This is a genomic window from Sphingobacterium sp. UBA5996 (assembly GCF_002429765.1).
Taxonomy (GTDB): domain Bacteria; phylum Bacteroidota; class Bacteroidia; order Sphingobacteriales; family Sphingobacteriaceae; genus Sphingobacterium.
In genome coordinates this window covers 23,703-47,000 of record NZ_DJAS01000016.1, presented here as the reverse complement: position 1 = coordinate 47,000, position 23,298 = coordinate 23,703, and the positions used below count along the sequence as shown (strand labels likewise).

The 23,298-nt window shown below is 41.5% G+C and carries 16 protein-coding genes; 8 read left to right on the top strand and 8 right to left on the bottom strand.

The annotated features are described in order from the left end of the window. Positions 1 to 21: 21 nt before the first annotated feature. Entirely contained in the window at positions 22 to 633 is a 612-nt protein-coding gene (locus tag B3E00_RS12300; RefSeq protein WP_293938583.1) for a LuxR C-terminal-related transcriptional regulator, read from the top strand. Between the two features lie 85 nt (positions 634 to 718). Continuing rightward, positions 719 to 3,553: an MSCRAMM family protein gene (locus B3E00_RS12295; protein ID WP_293938581.1), complete on the top strand. Its 2,835-nt coding sequence runs from the start codon at positions 719 to 721 to the stop codon at positions 3,551 to 3,553. Here B3E00_RS12295 and B3E00_RS12290 read toward each other — a convergent pair. The 3 genes from B3E00_RS12290 to B3E00_RS12280 are packed head-to-tail and all read right to left on the bottom strand — an operon-like array spanning position 3,550 to position 6,291. Further along, on the bottom strand, positions 3,550 to 4,935 hold the full coding sequence (locus tag B3E00_RS12290; protein WP_293938579.1) for a hypothetical protein: 1,386 nt from the start codon (positions 4,933 to 4,935) through the stop codon (positions 3,550 to 3,552). The two genes, B3E00_RS12295 and B3E00_RS12290, sit on opposite strands and share 4 nt — an antisense overlap. A gap of 10 nt (positions 4,936 to 4,945) precedes the next feature. Then, positions 4,946 to 5,749 carry a hypothetical protein gene (locus tag B3E00_RS12285; RefSeq protein WP_293938577.1) on the bottom strand — a complete coding sequence of 268 codons (804 nt, stop codon included), beginning with the start codon at positions 5,747 to 5,749 and terminating at the stop codon, positions 4,946 to 4,948. Positions 5,750 to 5,769: 20 nt separating this feature from the next. Beyond that, the gene (locus B3E00_RS12280; RefSeq protein WP_209579418.1) at positions 5,770 to 6,291 is read right to left on the bottom strand and encodes a hypothetical protein; all 522 of its coding nucleotides are present in this window, start codon (positions 6,289 to 6,291) and stop codon (positions 5,770 to 5,772) included. A gap of 102 nt (positions 6,292 to 6,393) precedes the next feature. On the opposite strand from B3E00_RS12280, the gene B3E00_RS12275 reads away from it, so the two are divergent. After that, positions 6,394 to 7,476: an acyltransferase family protein gene (locus B3E00_RS12275; RefSeq protein ID WP_209579419.1), complete on the top strand. Its 1,083-nt coding sequence runs from the start codon at positions 6,394 to 6,396 to the stop codon at positions 7,474 to 7,476. Here the strand turns inward: B3E00_RS12275 and B3E00_RS12270 are convergent. Both B3E00_RS12270 and B3E00_RS12265 read right to left on the bottom strand, forming a co-directional pair. Further along, a complete protein-coding gene (locus tag B3E00_RS12270; protein WP_293938575.1) occupies positions 7,448 to 8,830 on the bottom strand; it encodes an amidohydrolase in 1,383 nt (460 codons plus the stop codon). The two genes, B3E00_RS12275 and B3E00_RS12270, sit on opposite strands and share 29 nt — an antisense overlap. Positions 8,831 to 8,945: 115 nt before the next feature. Beyond that, positions 8,946 to 9,842, bottom strand: a complete 897-nt coding sequence (locus tag B3E00_RS12265) for a helix-turn-helix domain-containing protein (protein ID WP_293938573.1) — start codon at positions 9,840 to 9,842, stop codon at positions 8,946 to 8,948. 283 nt (positions 9,843 to 10,125) lie between these two features. On the opposite strand from B3E00_RS12265, the gene B3E00_RS12260 reads away from it, so the two are divergent. Continuing rightward, positions 10,126 to 13,182 carry a beta-L-arabinofuranosidase domain-containing protein gene (locus B3E00_RS12260; protein WP_209579421.1) on the top strand — a complete coding sequence of 1,019 codons (3,057 nt, stop codon included), beginning with the start codon at positions 10,126 to 10,128 and terminating at the stop codon, positions 13,180 to 13,182. A gap of 56 nt (positions 13,183 to 13,238) precedes the next feature. Here B3E00_RS12260 and B3E00_RS12255 read toward each other — a convergent pair whose 3' ends face one another. The 3 genes from B3E00_RS12255 to B3E00_RS12245 form a co-directional block, all read right to left on the bottom strand. Further along, entirely contained in the window at positions 13,239 to 14,258 is a 1,020-nt protein-coding gene (locus tag B3E00_RS12255; protein WP_209579422.1) for a DUF4625 domain-containing protein, read from the bottom strand. Between the two features lie 44 nt (positions 14,259 to 14,302). After that, a complete protein-coding gene (locus B3E00_RS12250; protein ID WP_293938571.1) occupies positions 14,303 to 14,779 on the bottom strand; it encodes a DUF4625 domain-containing protein in 477 nt (158 codons plus the stop codon). Positions 14,780 to 14,893: 114 nt separating this feature from the next. Further along, positions 14,894 to 17,062 carry a TonB-dependent receptor gene (locus B3E00_RS12245; RefSeq protein ID WP_293938569.1) on the bottom strand — a complete coding sequence of 723 codons (2,169 nt, stop codon included), beginning with the start codon at positions 17,060 to 17,062 and terminating at the stop codon, positions 14,894 to 14,896. Positions 17,063 to 17,250: 188 nt separating this feature from the next. Between B3E00_RS12245 and B3E00_RS12240 the strand changes: the two genes are divergently transcribed. From B3E00_RS12240 to B3E00_RS12225, 4 genes are all read left to right on the top strand, one after another. Then, positions 17,251 to 19,728, top strand: a complete 2,478-nt coding sequence (locus B3E00_RS12240) for a tetratricopeptide repeat protein (protein WP_293938567.1) — start codon at positions 17,251 to 17,253, stop codon at positions 19,726 to 19,728. A gap of 7 nt (positions 19,729 to 19,735) precedes the next feature. Next, the gene (locus B3E00_RS12235; RefSeq protein WP_293938566.1) at positions 19,736 to 21,526 is read left to right on the top strand and encodes an HSP90 family protein; all 1,791 of its coding nucleotides are present in this window, start codon (positions 19,736 to 19,738) and stop codon (positions 21,524 to 21,526) included. A gap of 87 nt (positions 21,527 to 21,613) precedes the next feature. After that, the gene (locus B3E00_RS12230; RefSeq protein WP_293938565.1) at positions 21,614 to 22,675 is read left to right on the top strand and encodes a hypothetical protein; all 1,062 of its coding nucleotides are present in this window, start codon (positions 21,614 to 21,616) and stop codon (positions 22,673 to 22,675) included. 114 nt (positions 22,676 to 22,789) lie between these two features. Continuing rightward, positions 22,790 to 23,263, top strand: coding sequence for an LIC11966 family surface protein (locus B3E00_RS12225; protein WP_209579428.1), 474 nt, complete (start codon positions 22,790 to 22,792; stop codon positions 23,261 to 23,263). Positions 23,264 to 23,298 lie beyond the last annotated feature (35 nt).

The following is a 23,298-nucleotide window of genomic DNA, read 5'->3' as shown; positions in this document are numbered from 1 at the left end:
TTTAATAAATTGTAAAATATCATGATTACAGTTGGGATAATTGACATAGATAAGCAAGAACGGGCAGAGACAAAAAAGATCATCTCGAAAAAAAATAAATCTGAATCAGCTATACCAATAGAGGTGCTTTTCGATCAGGGGACACTTGCAACTACAGCATGCGATCAAGTGCCGGATGTGATGATTGTGGATATTGATCATCCGGATAGTTTAATTGTTGAACGTGCTAAAAGTGTATTTCCAAGTGCTGAAATACTAGTGTTGACCAATAATTGTGATATCAAGAAGGTACGTAGTTGCTTTAGGCAGGGCGCTGTGGGTTATATGTTAAAGAAGACATGTCTTCAATCTTTAAAAAATGCAATAGCAATGACTCTGGGAAATGGTTCTTTTATTAGCCCTTTTGTGAATCGCGCTTTAATTGAGCAGGCTTTTAGTGCCAAACAATCGGAAAATTTACTTACTGCGCGGGAATTACAGATCGCCAATGGTATTCTTGAAGGCCTCAGCTATAAAATGATTGCCCAAAAATATGCCATATCATTGGACACTGTCCGTATTTACATCAAACGAATCTATAGAAAGTTTCAGATTAATAGCAAAGGTGAATTGATTGCGCAATTGAATGCTTGATAATTCATTACATGAACATGTGACTGCCTAAATTTCGATCTCAATAATTTTAGCCTCATTTTTATGGTTACTTGAATGATATGCTATGTCAATAAGAAGCCATTTGATTTTTGCGTTTCTTTTCTGCAGCTCGGCTTTTTTCTTATCCATAGCTAAAAGTCAGCAACGATATGATGTTGCCTACCATTTCGAATACGACTCCATCTCTATCTCAGCATCCAAAACCTTTTCCAATAAGTTAACCATTGTCAACTACATGGATAGAGCCATTGAACTCTATCCCGAGGCTAATGATACGAAAGTTTTGCAGGGATTAATAAAATTACCACCATTTATACCGCTGAAACCCCATGAAACTAAAACTTTTCCGTTAAAATACATAAGTGATAGGCAGACGATCTCCGAAGCAAGACAAGAATTTAGCATCAAGCTCAATTCGGAGGAGATTTCATTAAATATACAACCAGGCCGAGTTTTTTTTACAAAACTGGATCTTCAGGCATCACTATTGATTCAGCCTGAACAACCAGAGTATTTTATTGATCAGTCAACGGGACTGACACAGTTTATGGTGCGCATCGTCAATACAGGTTTAATACCGCTTACTTTTCAGCTGCAGTTTGCTAACTTGCCTTCCGAAATGGAGATCGTGGGTGAAACTTTACCGATGACATTGCCTGCTGGAGAACAGTCGTTATTGACCTTTACAGCCCGTATGCGGACAAAAAGGATTGCCACAGATGTTAACCTGACGGTAACAGCGCTCGAAGCAGGGGGCAAGCAGCTTGCGACCTGCAGTATACATATCCTGACCGTAGGAAACGTAACGAGGTTCGGCTCAGCGATGAGCTTACAGAATCAGCCTTACAACAATATGTTTGCCTTACGCTATCTTAATATGGATCAGAATATAGCCATTTACCAGCTTCAGGGATATGGAAATCTTGGGCTAGGTAATGAGAAATCCTTGACCTATCGTATGAACATGGACTATTTTAGAAGCCAACGCGTGTTCAATATATATGATAGTTATTTGAATTATCAGACGGAAAAATGGGGGGTGAAAGCTGGTAATATTTACGAAAATCTAGATCAATATGTGAACGGTCGTGGAGTGAGAGCAAGCTATAAATTTGATAAGTTGCGTTCGATTAGCGCATATGCAGTTCAAAACAATTATTTCCTTTGGAATGAGATGAACACTTTTTCCCACCGGGGTGGGGTTTTAGGACTTAAGTATGCTTTTAAATCAGAAAAAAATCAAGAAAGTAGCTTGGTCTATTTGCACAGCAAAGATAATTACCGAACTGTCCGAAACCATCTGTTTAGTGGAAAAGGCTATAAAGACTGGAGCGAAAAACAACACCTCCTCTGGGAAGGTGGGGTTAGTATCGAACAGCTGGATGCTGACGGGCATCAGACGGGTTTGGCCGCCGGCATAAATTATACTGGAATATTCGCCGGCTTCCAGGTTTCCAGTAACAATTACTACAGTTCTCCCTATTATGTAGGCCTCAGAAGAGGGCTCTTGCAGTCGGACTCACGTGTCCTCATTCCGCTCGAGGAAACGAAGAGTGTCTCCGTTAGGATGAGTTTTATGGATAATAGGCCCAGTTACCAAGCTGGAGATAGGAATTACTTTTTTAGCAGCAGCAGTCGAATTGAAATTTATGAGCTTGGATATCGTACTGCGCTCGGGCGAATAAAGGTTGATTTAAGACCTTATTGGATGAATCAATTTGCAGATTACCACAGTTGGTTGGAATTGGGAACTGATGCGGCAAACTGGAAGTCCAGTTCGTTAAGAACTGTTGCAGATCTTAATTTTTTTACCAAGAACCATCGCTTCTCGCTGCATACAGATTATGGTTACACCTATAAAAATACAGCTGAACTGCCTATCGCTCCTTTTCATTCATTGCGTGTATCAGGTAATTATGATCACGCGCTTTTTGGGATTAACACGTTTGTGCAGATCAACCCCTATTATTTGAGTGATCTTTTCGCTACTTATGCGAATGCTAACTATAGGATGTATTCACTAGGACCAAACACGCACTTTGACGCATTTGCACATAATTTACAAGTTCAGCTTGCAGCGATGTATAGTTATTACGGCTTTTCGAGAAGTAATAATTTTTCCTTAAATGGGAACGTCCGTTGGCGGATGAAGAATAGCTGGAACCTCACTGCAGATATCTTTTATACCTTTATTAAAGGTAAGCTGCTTTTTAAGACCGATCCAGTGACTTCTCCTGTGCAGCAGCCACTAGATCGGTATTCATTTAATAACAGACAAATCAGAATTGGAATTGAAAAGAGTTTTGGTCATAGGGGCCACGTTAGTGGGTATCGTTTGCAGCTGACCTGTTTTGATGATAGAAATAACAATGGCATTCGAGAGAATGACGAACCACTCGTAGAATCTATGCTGATTCGCGTCGGAAAGGAAGTTGCCATAACAGATGAAAAGGGACGAGTCAAGTTTGTTGACATGGAAGCGGGCTCTTTTTCCATTCGTACAGAAAACCATCAAGGCTGGATTTTTCAGGGACCATCGACCATTGTACTGACGAAAAATCAGTCGATGGACATCCCGCTGGTCAAAACAAAATCTGTAAAAGGGAATATACAATTAGTTGCCAGTAAATACTTGGAGTCTAAGCCTGATTTGAGCGGTATCAGAATTACGGCGAATGATAGGCAGGGCAAGAAATATAACACCTTGACCAACGAAGCGGGAGAATATGTTTTTTATCTGCCTATCGGTTTTTATAGGCTGACGGTCGAAACAGAAGGAATGCCTTTTGTCATTGAAAATTCGAATTGCGAAGTAGAAATAAACGCCGAAGGATTGATTGAGCTACCATCCTTGCGCTACCGGGATCAGAGGCGCAAAGTCGGTATTAAAAGATTTTAGGGAGCGACAAAGCTATAGACGATGTTCGCGGTATATGTGCCGGCAGGTTTGCCCAGAAGATTGCTAGTCTGCGATGCGGGGATGCTGTACTGCATATCGAGTGTTCGATCGATGATAGGATCGGCATTTTGGATAAGCTGTTGAGCTGTTGTGGATAGCGTAACTGTATTTACTCCAGTTTGCCCAGCCATTGGACCGATACGCAAAACACTTAACGGGATGCTATTGACTCCTGAGGTAAAACTAGAAGAAGTGGCCCGTACATACAAGTTGTAGGGTGTGGTCTTACTCAGCTTTAAGTGGGTAGCCATATTCGTACTGACACCGTTAATATAATTACTGGTCGTAGTAAAAGGAAGATTAACGGATTGCTGATTTGCGATTATTTCTCCGAGGTCGCTGACCACAATATTCAAGCTGCCAGTAGCCTGCGCCTGCACTGGAGCTGTAGGATAGGCTGAAGATAATTTGTTCCAAGTGTAGGTGAGAGGAACTGTGTAAGTTCCGGCTTGTTTAAAGTTATTTTTTAGGGACGTGTTGCTAATGGTGTATGTGTGTGTGATTGAGCTGCTGTTATTGGTAGGGACAGCTATTCCGGCAGCGCTTGTAAGCGCCTGATCGTTGGTCGACAAATTGGTGGCAGTTGCTGTTCCGACTCCGCTGAGTGCGGCGCTCACTGTTGAGACAGGTGGAACAGGCAAGGCGTTGTAGGGAAAGGTTGTGTTAAAATTAAATTGGGCGTTACCAGTCCTGACACTAGGAATATAAGGTACGGTACTTGATACCAGTATAATTTGACTGGCAGTGATTCCATTAGCAGAACGATAAAAATTAAGATTGTTTACCATGATAGTTGTTTTTCCTATGTTGCCTGGAGGACTGATAAATCCGGGTACGTTGATGGATAGCGTGAAGCTGGCGGGAGAGATTGACCCCGCCAACAGGCCTTGCGTGTAAAAGCTGACAGCATCAGTAAATACCCCTGCCGTCCAAGTCTGCCCTGCTGTAAAAATGCGTGCATTGGCGGCTATCGCACCGGAAGCAACACTTGCCACCGCCGTATAGAGTAAACCGCCCCCGGGTGATAGGGCAACTTCATTGTTTCCTGTTAAGCCAAGTAATACAAGGCTACCAATACTCGAAAGTTTCATATGCACTGCACCGACTGGAAAACTGCCACTAGTGGTGCTGTTAAAAATTGAGGTATTGGATTTTACTGAAAAAGAAGGAAGTAAGGTAATTACACTGGTATAAGTGCCAGCGTTGATAGCTGTATTATAGTCGGTTCTAGCCTGTATATTGGCTTGAGGCAGCGTGAGAGATGTCGTCTGCCCATAAGTACTATATCCATATAGGCTTAATAAGCCTAGGAAATATACCACAAAATTCCACTTAATATGTAATCTCTTTTTCTGCAATTTTCAAATCATATTGGCTACCGGCATCTAATATTGCAACGGCGAGATAATTTCCTGCGACAAGTTTCTCTGGAAGGTCGATTTGCACCCATTGATCCGAGTGGGGGAGCATCGCAATAGCGACAGTCTTAACGGGTATTTCTTCGCCTGTCTCTGTATTGGTCAGCTCAAAGCGCACATAGGCATCCTTATTAATCTGCCCTGTGTTTTTAACGTGTATGTCCATCCGGCGAACCGGCTGACCTGTCTGACCTGGAATGACATGCCTGTCCTCGAAAGCAAGGAATTCCAGATCCCCGGGGTTTAATCCTGAAGGGGTATGGTAAATTTGGATGCCTACTTCGATTAGTACGTTCATATGAAGACCATTTTGGAGTGCAGCTTTCTGTTCCTTCACCTGTGTAAAGAAGAGCATCGTGTTGGTTAGCTGCAGGGAGCCTGGGTTTTTTGGGATAGTCATGGAAAGATTTACCGATTTGGTCTCTCCTGGAGCCAAACGTACCGTATTTTCCGATAGCGTGAGCCAAGCCGCATTTGATTGCGGTTTTTGGCCTTGAGAATAATATTTTTTTACCCCAATCGAATCGCGATCCCAATCTTTAAGATGGGCGACAAAATAGAGTTCAGTGTTCGAGGTGTTGCTAAATGTAATGATCTGAGAAACTGTCTGCCCTGGATCGCCAGTAAAAAAAATGCGGGATGGAGAAATCGAAATACCCTGTCCATAGATCAGGGTATTACAGATACAAATGACGAATAGTGTTAAATAATATCTCACGGATAAAATTATCTTTCCAGTTAGAGTTGTGTTGCGGTATAAGTGACTGTTGTACTATAGGCCGATGCACCAAGATTTAAAAGCGATGCAGGATCTGCTATAGTATAATCCACGGTATAGCTAGCTCCCGTGGTTGCAGTCGAACCGTTGACTAAAGCGGCCGGGGTTGTACTTAATGGTACATTCGCTTCTGGAGTACCCCCATTGGCCGAAGCGGAAGGTACATTCACCGTTACAATATCCAAGGCGGGCCCCCCTGCAGGCGTAAATGCGGCAGTTGCCGCAACAGTGAGGTTATACGGTTTATTGCTCACGACCGTAAAATGACCTGCTTTCTCAATAGTTTTTGAAGCAGTATAATCAGCCGCAGTTGTATACGTAAAATTAACTGTTGGGGTTGCACCTAGGGTGATTGAAATGGCATCTGTCAAGTTGATATTTACAGTAACAGGTTGGGAGGTTGCCGTCACTTGGGCTTTGGCTTGATTTCCAAAACATATGGCTACAAGCGCAGTGAGGGGTATAAATAGGTTCTTTTTCATAATTTCCTCTATTTTATTGGATTAAACTCTAGTAAAGTTAATTAGCAACTGCGCTAAATGCAATGAGCAGAAGTCACATGATGATGTTATAAAGTTGAGTAGATGGGAGAAACCGCGTATATTTGCAGCCAAATGTTGGAGTCCAAAAGAATTTATCAAATCGATCTGTTTCGATTTATTGCAGCATCAGCAGTAGTGTTTTATCATTATATGTATCGCGGGGCTGCTGCTGGAAATATGTCTCTTTTACGTTTTGATGGCGTTGGTGACTATGTCAAATATGGTTATCTGGGCGTCGACCTATTTTTTATCATCAGCGGTTTTGTGATCGCTTTCTCTATCAAGCATCTATCGTTGCGTAAATTCTGCTATTCTCGATTTAAGCGCTTGTACCCTATGTATTGGATCTGCTTGCTGCTGACCTGTGTGATTACCTATTTTTTTGGCGCGCCGCGTTATCATGTAACATTTACTCAGTTACTGGCCAATCTGACGATGACGCAGAAATTATGGGGACAAGGCGATGTAGATGGTGCCTACTGGTCACTTTATGTTGAGTTGAAATTTTACCTGGTCATAGTCTTATTCCTGATTCTAAATCAATTTAAAAGAGTAGGATTAGATTACCTGGTTTATTTTTGGCTGCTATTGTCAAGTCTACGTTTTTTTTTCGGACCGTCCGAAATGTATGATGGACTCCACGAGTTTTTTTTACTCGATTGGAGTGCCTACTTTATTGCGGGAATTATATGTTGCCAAATTTTTTTGCATGGAGTAAAAGCAAAGCATATGATCGCCCTACTTTGGTGCTTGTACATTTCGATCGACAGCGCTATTGGTCGGATTCACTGGCTGGAGCGTACTTTTCATAGTGATTTTTCTCCTTATATCATTGGGACCGCCATTGTCGTGTTTTACTTACTTATGTTACTGGTTTCCTGTAAAAAACTTCAGTTTATTAATTCGTCCAAGTTTGTTAAAATTGGCATGTTGACCTATCCCCTGTATTTAATCCACCAGCATATAGGGTTTATCATTTTTAATCAGCTCTATCTGTATATCAATAAATACGTGCTCCTTTCGGCTGTTGTAATGCTGATGCTAGCACTTGCTTATTTCTTAAGTGATCGTATTGAACCGTGGATTATAAAACGTTTTAAGAAATTAATAGGCGGCCGAGCGTAGGATCTATAAAGGAAATATTTCCTTTATAGATCAGCGATTTCACTGGCGATATTCTTGAAACTGCTTCTGCGGAACAGCTGGCTTCGAGTAAGGCAATATCTGCACTATCTCCGACTTTGGGCCATTGCATATTGCCTTTGTCGTCCAAAGGAGTGGGGCCAGCAGTGGCAAGCTTGAGCATGCGAGATAAGCCAAATTCAGTTGTTTGGCCATAAACCTGAGCTGCAAGATTGGCTTTTTGTAAGACACTACCCGTACCAAATGTGTTCCAATGGTCTACAATACTGTCATTTCCCGTCATCACTTCAACGTTGTTCTCTAGTAAGGTTGGGATTGGCATAATTAATCCACCGAATGGAATTGTAGAAATAATGCCAATTTGTGCGTCGCCTAGTTTTACTGCCATTTCTTGTTGTTTGGATTTTTCCAATCGACCCAATACAAAACAATGGCTGATGTAGGTCTTACCTTTAAGAACTGGATTCTCGTTCACTTTGTTAATTAAGTATTCTACGGTTTTCAAGCCTGATTCACCCGATTCGTGCAAATGAATGTCAATTCCCTTGTTATGATCTAATGCCAGCTGAACCGTAAAATCCATTGTTTTTTCAATAGCTCCATCAATGGAAAATGGATCGACTCCACCGATAAAATCAATATTGGTTTTGGCGGCTTCCTTAAGGTAGCGAACCGAGTCAGTATAGTATACACCGTGCTGCGGAAAAGCAACCAGTTCAGCCCCGAATCCATCTTTCTTGTTTTCCAGTGCCAGTTGTAGCTTACTTAAAGCGTCTAGTTTGGATGTCGGTTCGATATTAACATGACTGCGTGCGAAAGTAGTACCGTTACCTTGTAATAGTTCGATCAGCTTTTCTGCTTTATAGGTTGCATTTTTTAATAGTTCGGGCAGAATTTTCTCTTCGAGGGCAATCATGCCTTTTACACCTCCGGTCCTTTGCCTTACTGCCTGCCACTTGTCACCATAATAGGTTTTGTCCAAATGGATGTGCATATCGCGGAAAGAGGGTAGCATCAAAAGCCCTTTTGCGTCGATAGCATGGAAAGCATTAATATTGGAACTTATAGCCTTGATCTTTCCGTTTGCAATCTGAATAGAAAATAGGCCTGTCGTTGTTGAAATCACATGGCCATCAGTATCGTACTCAAAGCCCGTTTCTAGCAACACATTTTTTAATGTATAGTTTTTTTGAATTGCGGAGTCGCTCAATAGGTTTTGGTTCACCATTTTATGGCGGTTTTCTGCAAATAACATTGCTGGTATAAGTGTAGAACCCGCAAGTGCTAACGTAGAGTTTCTAATAAATTCCTTGCGGGTAAAGGCCATTGATTTCATAAGCGCATAGTTGTCTAAAAAAAAGCATCTGGTATTGTAGGTTACAAATTTATAGGACTGTCGTGCTATTTTTGCTGGGAGATATCTGCCATTTCTTGTGTAATTTATCTATTTTTCATTTTCCTCTTAACAAACTTATTGTCTCCCCAGCTTGACGATTGTCTCTAAAGTCACTGGGACTGGTACCTATCTGCAGTTTAAAGAAATTTGAAAAATAAGCTTGATCTGCGAAACCCAACTCAAAGGCAATTTCTTTGATGGACCGTTCGGAGCTTTGTAAAAGCCGTTTTGCTTCAATGTTTATTCGTTGGTGGATAAGCTGTGTAGCAGATATTTTTAAATGCTTTTTACATAGAATATTAAGATAATTAGGTGAAATATTAAGTTTTTCGGCATAAAATGCCACCATTTTCTGTTCCCTGAAGAATTCGTCAATTAGCATATTAAACTTAGCAAGTCGCGGAACAGATTGATAAACCTTGAATTCGGTGAACGCAGACTCTGCCTCTCGACTTACAATCGCGGCAATGACGCCCGCTCGGGCACTAATTAAAGGAATAAGTGAGTTTTCTCTTTTCAATTCTTGTTTGACGGATTCAAATTCATAAAGTAATTGTGCAAAGGAATCTGCAGTGAGATCAATGACAGGATGGTTTTGATAATTGGTAAAAGAAAAGCGAAAAAAAGGTGCAAAATGTTCAAACAGAGGGCGCTCAATCATGAGTTGGTAAGCTATAGTATCGGCATAGATATGCCACTTGTGCATTTGGCCTGGAAAGAGAATATGGACCTGATGATCTTTTATCCTATAATCGATAGAATCGATGGTATGTACGCCAGAAGCTTTATGGAACAGATTAATGATAAAAAAATCATGCTTATGGGGTTTTTCGATAAGCCGTTCGCCATGGAGTTCGTTAAATAGGAGTTCTTCCCGTCCTGCTGTCTGTTCTTTTCGGAAACCATCCAGACCAATAACTGGCACCCAAATTTTTGAATTTCGCTTTTCCATAGAATATCTTATCAAATCTAAAATACAAAATACCGTCGAGTATTTGGGAATACGTGGTATTATTGCGTTTTCTTTCAATTGAGGATAGCGTTATTAGAAGGAGTGTTAGTTAAAATCGGGAGAATATCGGCTAAAATAAACCTATATATAATGAGCTTTTGTGATTAATTTTAAAAAGTCAGGGAGACATCAATGAAGAGTGTCCGTCATGTAGCTAAGCACACTCAATTGGGCCGGGCAATACGTAAACCGAAGATTATGAATACACGAAATAGATAATATTATGAAAAGATATAAATTACACGTCGCAATACTTTTTACGATTTTTATCAAAACGATAGATGTCGCGGTAGCGCAAGGTGGAGATCAGATATTGGATGGAATTGGTGAGACAGGAATGGTGGCCCGTTATGTCTTTGATGAGGATTTAAAAGATTGGTCAAGAAATGGTCTGCATGGTAAATTTCAAGGAGAGAAAGCATTATTTGTAGCTGATAAGCAATTTAAAAAGGTATTGTCTCTAGCCGGGGGAAAAGATGATTTTGTCGTATTACCGTCGCAAGTACTCTCGGATTTGGAGTCTATTAGTATAACAGGCTGGTTGTACTTGAGGGCAGCGCAGCCTGAACAATATCTTTTTGACTTCGGACAAGATCTTGCGAGGCATTTTGCAGTAACACCGACAGGAACAGCGCAAAAAGCTGGATATTTGGGTGTTATTTCCCAAAAGAAGACTGAAGTAAAAAGTGCAGCGTCTCCTTCGGTTCCGTTGAACAAATGGGTGCATCTGGCCATTGTGGTCGATGTTACTACAGGGTCTTTACAAACGTATTTGGACGGAAGGCCCGTTGGAGAAGTCAAAAATATTCCGCAAGAACTGAGCGCAGTTTTTGGACAGCCGGGAAGCAAAAAGAAATTACAGATTGGAAAGCCCCTATTAGGCGGCAATTCGAGTTTAAATGCTTTGCTCCATGATTTCAGGGTCTATCGGGTGCCACTTAGTCGAGCCCAGATTGCCACGGTATATGGCAATGCATTGAAAGGCGTACACGAAGATACAAGCACCAAAGGCAAGCCCGAGGATGATTTACCTAGATTTCCGATGAATAAAGCAGAATTGTATAATGCTTATTTAATTGGAGTCGCAGATGTCAGCGTAGAAACGGAGGTTGGGGAATTGCCACGATTGCCTAATTATGTCGTCGGTACTTATAAAGATGGTATGGTAGGGCCGAAAGTACGGGTGCTATGGCCGTCTCCAACAGATAATAGCACAGTTTTACAGCAGACAGCCTACACGATAACTGGACGTATCCCCGGAACGGATCTTCAACCAAAAGCAATTGTTAGTGTCAAGGGAAAGATAAAGTCTAACATCCCTAACTTAAAATTGGAACCCTTCCATTTGGATCAGGTGACTCTTAATGTAGACGAAGGACATCATCACACCAAGTTTATTGAAAACCGTGATAAGTTTATGGATACATTGGCTACATCAGATCCCAATTCTTTTCTTTATATGTTTCGTCACGCTTTTGGACAAAAGCAACCAAAGGGTGCAAGGCCTCTGGATGTATGGGATAGCCAGGATATCAAATTACGAGGTCATGCAACTGGACATTACCTAACAGCAATTGCGCAAGCTTACGCCAGTACAGGGTATGACAAAGCCCTTCAAGTAAAATTTTTGGGTAAAATGGATACGATGATCAATGAACTTTACGCTTTGTCAAAATTGTCGGGTGTACCGAAGCAATCGGGGCAGGCATATGTCGCTGATCCAGCGGCAGTGCCTATTGGTCCTGGTAAATCAGCGTATGACTCTGATTTGAGTGATGAAGGAATTCGTACAGATTATTGGAACTGGGGGCTGGGATTTATTAGCGCCTATCCTCCCGACCAGTTTATAATGCTTGAACATGGGGCCAAATATGGGGGGCAGAAGAACCAGGTTTGGGCACCTTATTACACCCTGCACAAGATCCTGGCCGGTCTGATGGATGTTTATGAAGTAAGCGGAAATAAAAAAGCATTGGAAATCGCACAAGGCATGGGCAACTGGGTGTATACGCGTTTAAACAATATCCCGACCGAAACATTAATCAACATGTGGAATACCTATATCGCAGGTGAGTTTGGAGGGATGAACGAAGTGATGGCAAGGTTGTATCGTGTTACGGGGGAACAAAAATATTTAAAAACCGCCCGTTTATTTGATAACATTGATCTGTTTTACGGTAATGCAGCACATACACATGGACTGGCAAAAAATGTGGATACTTTTAGAGGATTGCATGCCAATCAGCATATCCCACAAATTGTAGGCAGCATGGAGCTATACCGTGTATCAAATGACCCTCAATACTATAAGGTAGCCGACAATTTTTGGTATAAAGTCACCAGCGATTATATGTATAGCATTGGTGGTGTGGCGGGGGCGAGGAATCCGGCCAATGCCGAATGTTTCATCAGTCAACCTGCAACATTATATCAAAACGGATTTTCTGCAGGGGGCCAAAATGAAACCTGTGCAACCTATAATATGCTGAAATTGACGAGTGATTTGTTTATGTTCGATCAGCGTGCAGAGCTGATGGATTACTATGAACGTGGACTATATAATCACATCTTAGCTTCCGTTGCGGAGAATAGTCCAGCAAATACCTATCATGTTCCTTTGCGTCCTGGTTCAATCAAACAATTTGGAAATGCAGATATGCACGGGTTCACCTGTTGTAATGGGACGGCTATAGAGAGCAGTACCAAATTGCAGAATACGATTTATTTTAGAAGTAAAGATGATCAATCATTGTATGTTAATTTATATATCCCTTCTACTTTGCAATGGAAAGAGCGGGGAATCAGGATTGAACAACAGACAAATTTTCCAAAAGCAGATCATACATCGTTGACCATACGCGGTAATGGCAAATTCGATCTTCATGTTCGGGTACCAAGTTGGGCGACAAAGGGATTTTTCGTTACTATAAATGGAGTTGACCAAAAAATTGCCGCCGATCCTGGAACGTATCTTAGCATAAACCGTAACTGGAAAGATGGTGATGTGGTTAAGCTAAAAATGCCCTTCGATTTCCATCTCGACCCGGTTATGGATCAGCCGAATATCGCAAGCCTATTTTATGGCCCCGTTCTCTTGGCGGCTCAGGAACGTACCGCAAGAAAAGATTGGCGTAAAGTAACTTTCGACGCAAAGGATATTGGTAAATCTATTAAAGGAAACCCAGAAACATTGGAATTTTATATAGACGATGTGCTTTATAAACCGTTTTATGATACCTATGGGCGTCATTCGGTTTACTTGGATGTGAGTTTAAAGTAACGGTAAAAAGGTACACCTTGTCATTTCGCAAGTTGACAAGGTGCGTTTTTATGTTATTAATCTTCCCCTGCCTCTGCATGCAGTTCGAAAGATAGCTTAACGAGGTCTTGACCTGCAAACTTGGCTTCATAATTAGACAAGTTCCAGTCTGTGCGTGTAATGGTTGCTTTGGTGGAAGCATCTTTTAATTTCCTTAATACAAAGAGCACTTGCTTTTCGCCAGCATTGACGATACCGGCGGTAAAGTAGGTGATTATTCCGGTTGTTTCTGTAGCATCACTAATTGTTGTTCCATCGGCATATTTTGTTTCACGCGTCTGAAATATCGCACCATTTTCACCAGTGGTGTTGGGATTTAAAATAAATGATCCGCCTAATAGGAATGCTTTGTAGTAATCTGCAGTAGCCTTATTGAGGATGTACTGATTTTGAATCTCCTGCGCTGATAAATCGTATTGTTTAAATTCAATCTTATAAATTTTGGATGGATGCAGGTGCGCATGACCACCGGATAGGGCTTGACCTTTTTCGTTGAAGTTGATGGTCATAGGTTCTGCATTGCTCTTGTCAGCTAGATCGTGAAAATGGTTTCCATGCGCTGTCCCAGTTACTTCTGTGAAGACAAGTTTAAAGCTCGGTTTTACATCGGCGGCCGTAATCGTTAATGCTGATTCTGCTGTAGTAGCATTTCCGGCTTTGTCGGTGACAGTAAGATGAAAATGATAAGCCCCAGCAGGAGCACCGGCAGGAACATCAATGTGTTCATGGAAGGTAACATTTTTTACGCCGATATATTTACCGTTAGTAAAGGCTTTTGTGAACTTATAAGAGCCACCACCTTCTTGATGAACCTCAATGTCGATTTTAGCAATCAGTCCTTCGGCGACAATTTCACCTTCTAGGTGCAGATCTGAACCTGCTTGCACGGTTTTAGTGTTTCCACTCCCGATTTCGAGTGCGCCTATCTGAGGTTTTGCAAGTGCTGAAATTTCCTCGTTATCTTTCTTACAGGACGATAGTAAGCCTAAAAGAACAGTACTTAACAGGAAGAGGAAGCGAATGTTTCTAGTTTTCATGTAAAATGGATTTAATTAATTTGAGTTGATAAATAAGTATGGTATTATTCGAGTATACGGATGCTAATTCCCTTTTGACTGCTCCATCCTGTGAGGTCGGTCACCTGGATCATAAAATGATAATTGCCCGGATCGATATCAGCAGGGACATCAATTTGTAACTCGGCATTATATCGCTGTGGCTGCGCGGGAATATTAACTGTTTTAACCAAAACAAAAGGCTTTACGGGCTTTTTGATAGCCTCTATTATACACTCTCCGATTTCGGTACTGTGTGAATGATGGTCAAAGTTATGGTGTATATTGATGCTATAACTTCCTAACGCCACATTGTCGGATAGTGTGCTGCTAAAAGTAAAACTGGTGCCTCGCTTAATTGTGCTACATTGTTTTGGGAAAGCATTTTCGGTATCGATGGCAATGGTCGGTTTTTCGGTATCGATGTTTTCCTTATCTTTCCTACAGGCCACAGTCATGGCAAATATGACTGTAATGATTGTGTACTTTTTAATTGTTTTCATGTATGAATAGTTATTGTTCTATCTTCCTCAATTATCTGTTGTGGTGTACTTTCCGTAATCGGCTATTGACTGACGTTGGTTCATTGCGGAGAAAGATTGTAGTTGTTGATAATCTTAAGAGCGAGGCTTTTTCCCGAATGGTATTCCGATGGACAGCATAAAATTTCGCCCTTGTTCTGGTAATGCTATCAGACGATAAAAGCTGGTATGATCCATATATTTTTTATCAAAAAGATTTTGAATCTGCAGGCGTAGTTGGATGTCAGAACCCGAAAGATTCAGCTGCGTTCCTGTCCGAAAGTTAAACACCTGATATGCAGCTGTGATCTCCTCTGGAGGAACAATGTGATGCTGAGCTGCCGTCCATTTACAATCAAGGGAAAAGTAAGTATCTTTAAAACGCTTGCTATTTTTTGCTGTCCAGCTGATGTCTATCAAAGCGGAAGGCGCAGGAGAAAAGGGAAGTGTATAGCCTTTCTTTGCTCCCGATAGCTGTTCCGAACGGATGTATTCAGCCAATAATTCTAATTTCCATTGTTTCAGCGGCCGGTAGCTAAGTTTGAATTCTGCACCATGACGACGTACCCGACTCTCCGTATATTCAAAAATTTGATTGCCAGCCCCGTAGTATTGATCGTAGCTTGAGGTCGGATTGAGGTAGATATAATTCGCAAAGTAATTAAAAAATGGTGTGAAGGCAACATTGGCCTTTTTCCCACTCCATGTTAATGATAAATCCATCTGATAGGACTGTTCGGGCGACAATGAGCGATTGCCTTTTTCATAACTGAAGTAATGATAATTGACTCCATTGGCAGCGAGTTCCTGCGCAATTGGAGCCCTAAAACTCTTGCCTATATTGATTTTTGTCTCCAAAGAACCAAATTGACGAGCCGCCCCAAAAGACCAGACCAAGCTATTGAAACTTCGGCGGAGTGCCGATGCCCTAACAATCCTTGTGGTCATGTTGCCTTCCTGCTGCGAATCGAACCAATCTTGATAGGATGACGTATGAATATGGCTATAATCGTACCGCAATGCACCAAACAAGGTGGTATAATCGGCCACTACAAATTGATCATAAACGAATAGACCCATTGCTTTTTGCGTAAAGGATGGAATCAGGAAACCCCAACCGTCAATTTGATTGTCCTGATATTCTCCGTTTAAGCCAATCGTTAGCCGATGCGCCGCCAAATCAAATTGATCTTTAACAGTAATATTATAGATCTGTTTGTCATATAATCTTTCCAAACTAGCGGGGATAGTCATATCTTTTGGATAGACGGGGGGCATATAGCCATGTGCCGTGTAATTATTGAATTCTTGACGATAGTTCTTTTGATACCCCAAGTCAACCCAAAGTTTATGCTTGTTTAGGTCGATAAAGTTGCGGTTAATCAGCTTCAAATGATTCACAGTCTGTTTTGGAAAACCAATGTCCCGGCTCGATCTGTCATAGAAAGCTGTATCTACACCCCGAGGTTCCAAGCCGTGCGCATTCGCAAAGAAGCCGAACTTAGTATGGTAATTACTCAGATACAACATGGAGGAAAAACGATCTGATATGTAGCCTCCGCGTAGTTGAACATGTGTTTCTCTTCCGGCTGTATTGCGTACATGGCGATCTTTTAGACGTACCGCATAATTATAAACATAAACAGTGTCTGTAGGGACGCGATAATCTCCATAGTCTAAATGTGTAAAGCCTCCGCCGAAGACCCAATTCCCCTTTCGGCCTTGTGCTTGAAGCGATCCGCCAAAGGTAGCGTTGTTTGATTTGGTCAATAAGTTAAAGTGCCCCCTAAAACCTGTGTCCTGTAGTTCCGATGGTGGCAATAGTCGGATGACGCCACCAATGGCGTCTGAGCCATACAAAAATGAGCTGGAGCCTTTAATTACCTCGGCACTTCCTACGCTGAATTGATCGATTTCCAATCCATGATCCAATCCCCACTGTTGTCCTTCATGTTTAATTCCGTTTTCTACCGTAGCGACACGATTGAATCCGAGTCCTCGAATCTGAGGTTTGGACTGATTGGCACCTATGCCTATGGCATTGACACCAGAAAGTCGGCTTAATGTCTGCATTAAGCTTCCTGCTTGATATTTTTGTATAGAGTCGGCATTGAGCATCTGGATCGCTAGTATCCCTTCCGCTGCCCGATGGTAACGTCGCCGGCCAACTTTAACTTCTTCAAGCTCGATGCTTTTTTCCTGCCCGTAAGATGGGAGGCACATGTGGTGTGCGACTACAAGTGAAAAAATGATGTACCTATTCATCGGGTTGGATTTATTTGTTGCAATTAAGTTGCAACAAATATAGGTAAAAAGATTTTAAAAGCAATTAAGTTGCGTTGTTGTTTTGTGTTATTCTCGTCGTTCCCTCTACAGTGGCAAAGTTTTTGTTACTTTTTAGCGCCTTCAGGGCACAAAAAAGCTTATTTTACCACATACTACAACGATTATATATGAAGTTAAGTGAAGAATATTTCAGTAAAGTTGCTGCATTGCAATCCGCTGAACCTCAATTGACAATTGATCTGTCGAAACCCATTACACCTGATATATGGCTTGATGCTCTCATTCATTTTGAGTATAATATGCAGCAGCCCAGTGCAACCACTCTTTACGATGCATTGTTTGAAAAAGGAACTGATTTTGCTGCAAATGTCTATTTAAACGATGAGGATTATACTTTTTTTATCGATAAAATCAGGGCAATATTGGAACGCTATGCCACTATAAATCCGCAAGCATGGGTCGAGTTGGGGCTACAACATGTTTTATGTCGCCGGCATGCTGTAGAAAAGGAAAAAGCGTCGTTGTATTTAAATAGAGGTATGGAGGCTGGGGTTAAATGGGCGAGACCTCTTTATTTATATTATAATTATTTAGGTGTGTTGGCTGATATTGACCGGGAAACCGCCAAAGCTGAACTTGAATCGCTTGCTTTGGGAGGCGATCTTTATGCAACCGCGTATATTGCCCATATCGATGTATGGACCGATAAATTTGAAGAAGTCTTTGATCGAATTCAGGTGCTTAGACACGCTCAGGAGAAAAAACTATTACGCCATTATTATGAAGCGTTACAATTTTACTACGCTCGTAAAGACAATAAAGCCAAACGCCTGGAGATCCTGGAAGAGGGTATCGCCTTGACCGATTCCCGATACTGCAGGTTTGTTCTGAATGATATAAAACGCGCAGATGCAACTTCTTCCGTTGAACTGGAACGTCTTATACCAGAATATCACGAATTATTTGAATATGGAATGATGGACGCTGCAGTGCAGATAGCGCTCATCAAACTTCAGGGATTAAGTAACACTAATCAGGTAAAGGAGGATTTCGAGCAGCCACTATGGTATTTGCAGAAAGCATACGACTACAATAATATTTATGCAGGCTATCGTCTAGCTTGTCTTTACCTCTATAATGACACACTTCAGGATATCGAAAGGGGCCTATCTTTATTGCAGCTACTCGACCAGCGAGATGATTATGTCGAAGCGCAGGTTGAACTTGCGGAAATACTGTTAGAAGGAAGATTTCTGCCGAGAGATGAAAAATCTGCCTTCCAGAAATTTAGTGCACTGGCACAAAAAAATATTGCCTATGCAAAGTTGCGCATGGGCAATATGATAGAATCTGGCTATGATGGAATAGATCCCGATTACAAGGTAGCTTTTGCCTATTATCAAGATGCCGCAAAAGATAAACTCCCGCAGGCTCTATATCAGGTCGGCAGGTACTTGAAATATGGCATTCATGGCGAAGAACCTGATTTGGCAGCTGCAATCCCTTACTTCGAAGAAGCGGCCGCTTCTAATAATGTTACAGCACTAACGGAAATGGGATTAGCGTCCGAATTGAAGGCCGAACCAGACTACAAATTGGCTTTTGATTATTTTTCACGTGCAGCTGATCTGGGTTACCCATATGCTTATTATCTGAAGGGAATTTATTTAGAAAATGACTATCACCAGACAGGCGCTCCTCAGCCAGCAGCTGCTTTTGCCGCCTTTGAAGCAGGTGCTAGCATGCAGGATTTAAATAGTATATATGAACTAGCTCGATGTTACCGTGGTGGCATAGGTACGGAAATAAATCTAGATCGGATGATCGATTTATACCAAAAGGCTGCCGAGCGAAACCATGTGCAGGCGTTGACTGATCTTGCCCTTTGTTATGAATATGGTTATGGGCTGAGTAAAGATGCTTTTAAAGCACAAGAATATATTAAAAAGGCGGCTGATTTAGGTTTTCCGTATGCAATCTACGTGATGGGAAGATACTATTTGACCGGCCTTGTGAAACAGGATGTGCCCCTTGGTCTTCAATTGCTGGAAGAGGCTGCACAAAAAAATGTAGGTGAAGCATTGTTGCTGCTAGGCGACTATTTTTTCTTCGACTATGATCAGCGTGAAGAATATGATAAAGGCTTTGATTACTATACGCATGCTGAGAAGCTTGGATATTTGACAGATGGACTGGGTATGTGTTATGAGTTTGGTATCGGAATAGAAGCACAGCCAGCAAAAGCATTTGAGTATTATAAACAGGCCGCAGAACGAGGAAATCAGGAAGCGATCTATCGACTGGGTCGCTGTTTGTATTTCGGAATAGGTGCCGAGATCGATAAAACAGCTGCTTATAGCCAATTTATTGAAGTAGCACAACAAGGAAATGTTTATGCCTGTTATTTTGTTGGCTTACAACTGCTGGACGGAGAAGGTGTACCGACAGACCTTCATGACGGTATTGAATGGCTGATGAAAGCTGCCGATGCTGACCATGCTGATGCGCAATATAAACTGGCCAACTGCTACCTCATGGGAGATGGCGTGGAAGAAAATGAAACGCTTGCCTTGGAGTGGTTTGAACGAGCGGCAGATAATGGACATGAAGAAGCTATTCGATTGACAAAGAAAACGAGAAAGTAACAAAAACATGCAGGAAGAGAAATCATATTCCTTTCAGGTAAACTTGAAAGGAATGATCGCGCTGCTCTCAGAGCACCTATATAGCGATCCCAACACATTTATTCGGGAACTGCTTCAAAATGGGGTGGATGCAATTACAGCATTGAAACACTTGGATGAACATCATCAAGGAAAAATCAAGATAGAATTACCAAACGTTGAGCAACCTAAATTTATGTTCCAAGATAATGGAATAGGTCTCAAGGAGTCTGATATCCACCAATTTTTGTCGGTTATTGGCGAGAGTTCGAAAGGTAAGGACATCAAGGATGCACAGGATTTTATTGGAAAGTTTGGCATTGGACTGCTCTCTTGTTTTGTCGTCAGTGATGAGATTATTGTGGAAACAAAATCGGCGCTTGAACAGCAGCCCTTACGCTGGACGGCTAGAGCTGAAGGCGACTATAAGATTGAGCGCCTGAGTGATGATGATATTCCTGTGGGAACGAAGGTAATTTTAAGCCCCAAAAAACAATACAATTATATTTTTGAAGCGGACTATTTCGAGAAGAAAATTAAGTTTTATGGAGATGCACTGCGAGAATCCATTTCAATCGTGGTAGGAGGTGTTGAAAAGATCATCCATAAGGATGAACCTAAATGGCTTGCTTCATCGGTTTCGAAAACAGATTTGTTAGCGATAGGGAAAGAGCTATTTCATGTCAACTTTTTGGACGCAATTCCATTTGAAACGACTGCGGGAAAAGCAAAGGGCGTGTTGTATGTTTTACCTTTTCGTACGCAATTTAGCAGCAAGCAGCGTCACCGTATCTACTTGAAGCGCATGTTTCTCGCCGAAGAAGATCAATCGATTTTGCCAAACTGGGCATTCTTTGTCCGTATGCTTGTCAATACGGAGGAACTTAGTGCCACCGCATCGCGGGAGTCTCTGATGAAAAATGATTTGCTGCGGCAGGCGAGAAAGGAAATTGCTGCCGTTTTGAAGACGTACCTGCAGCAAGTGAAGAAGATTGATTACGATATTTATATACGTATTATCCAAACGCATTATCTTCATTTAAAAGCATTCGCCCTAGAAGATCCCGATTTCCTAGCAATCTTTTTGGCGGATATCCCATTTGAAACCAACCGTGGACAACGAAGCTTTCAAAATATAATTGATTATCAGCAACAACTCTATTATTGCGCCGACTTTGAAGATTTTAAACAGATTGACCGAATGGCTGATACGCAGGGGATAATGCTTATTAATGCTTCTTATACGTTTGATACCGAGCTACTCCGTAAGATCAAACAAAAATATCCCGAGTATAATATTACAGAGATGTCGCCAAATCAGCTACTAGAGACCTTTCAGCCGATTCATGAAGACGAGCATCATCAATATTTTTCTTTTCAGAAAGATGCACAACGCATTTTGGACGACTACAACTGCATTTTGGAAATTAGACGGTTTAAACCAGTTGATACGCCGGCCATTTTTACAAAAATGGACCAAAATAACGTGGAAAATACGATTAGCCAATTGAAAGAAGATGCAAATCCCTTTGCGCAGGTACTCAAGACATCCAGGCCAAATAAGATCCAGAATACATTATGTTTAAATGCCGATAATGCATTGATCACCACGCTAATGGATATAAGGGATGGGTATATGCTCCGTTCAGTGATGGAAGTCCTGTATGTGCAAGCGTTGATTTTAGGCAAGTATCCGGTACAGGAACGTGAAATGAAAGTCTTGAACGAGGCCCTGAAGAACCTCATTGTCATGGGACTGGATAATTTCGTGAATCTTTAAGCCGTTTTTTTACGTTTCTCATCCGGCCATTAGAAAAGTTGTTTATAACGGAACTATAATTCATTAAAAGAACACAATAAAATAGAAATGTATACACTTAAAATTCAGAAACTTCGCAATCAAGTTGCGCGAGTAGATAATACATTGGAGAAAGTCAACCTATTGACGCAGGCTATTCGGATTGCCGATGAAAATCAAGATATTGAATGGGGATATGAGCTCCGTTTAGATTTAATTAGCGAAGAGATCGATCTTGCTTTTTCGACCGAATCTTTACCTGCTTTTGCTTGGATACTGCAGGCGTATGATGAAAATCCAGAACGCTTTAACGAAGAGGATTTCTTATGGCAGTATAAATGGATGATGGCCGAACTATATGACAATCCCGCGGTCAGCCGTGAACAGATAGAAGCTGCTCTAGGCGACTTTGAACAACGGTTGATCCGTAATGGTTATGGTAAGCGCGCCATATACAACGAGGAACTCAGTGATGCCCTGGCGCAAAAGGATCTGGCTGCTGTTGAAGTGGCATTGACGAATGTGAATGCTTTGCAAAGAGATGATATGAGTGACTGTGAAGCATGTGAAATGGATGCAGAAGTATCAGCAACATTATTGCAGTATGGCTATGCCCCAGCAGTAGAAAAAGCTTTGCCACTCATTGAAGGACAGTTCACCTGTTCACATGTTCCTCTGCGTACTGCCGTAAACCTTGCATATGAAGGTTACAAGCATGGAGATGCTGAACAAGCAGACAGAATGGCAAAACTCGCAGAAACGGAGGTGTTTAAGAAAGAGAAAGATTCCGCAATATTAATATCAGCTATTAAACTAGCAACATATTTCTCGTATACCGACCTCGGTAAATCCAAGGAATGGATCGAACGATTTTTACCCTGGGCCGATGGACCCGAAAGTAGATCCATGTTTCAGTTGGCGTGCTACGTTTGTGAAGCCATGAAAAATTTTAGAGCTGACGAACATTTTATGCTTGAGCTAGGGCAGCAGCATAATCTTTTCCAAGGTAAAACTAGCTACACAGCTAGCGAACTGGCTGGGCATTATAGGAAATTGGCGCATCAACTTGCGGATCGGTTTGATCAACGTAATGGCAATAACAACTTTCGCAATCAACTAGCAGCCTTATAGGTTTCAATAGCTTCTATAAATCCCTGATTTCCGTGATGGGATTGCGCTATGTTCGAAGCTATCTTTGTGTAAATGAGTTCCAAATACTAAAATTTAAAATAAAAATAGATCAATATGATTAAAAAGATGATTACCGGCGTTTTGACCATGGCGGCTCTGACTATGTCGAGTTGTGGGGCGGGAGTAAAAGATCCTGCAGCATACAATAATTCGATTATTACCGTGATCAACGGAAGTGAAAAACATGTGACGGACATGAATGCAGCAATGAATAGCTCCGATTATACCAAAGCTGAACAAGTGCGCACAGAATGGGAGAAGTCTTTAAATGATGACATCAAAAAAGTAGAAGACCTTGGTGATTTTAAAGGTGATGCAACATTCCAAAAAGCAGTGCTCGATGGGTTAAACGGCTACAAGAAGATCGTTACGGAGGATTATCCGAAATTGATTGAGCTTCGCAAAAATAAAACATCCGATGCAACGACAGAATCTGCATTACTTGATAATATCAATAAAGCATTTGAAAATATGGGTAATGGAGTCAATAAAGCTTCAGCAGAATTTGAAAGTAAATATACAAGTTAAAAGTACTCAATCAGCAAAAGCAAAAGCCACATCAC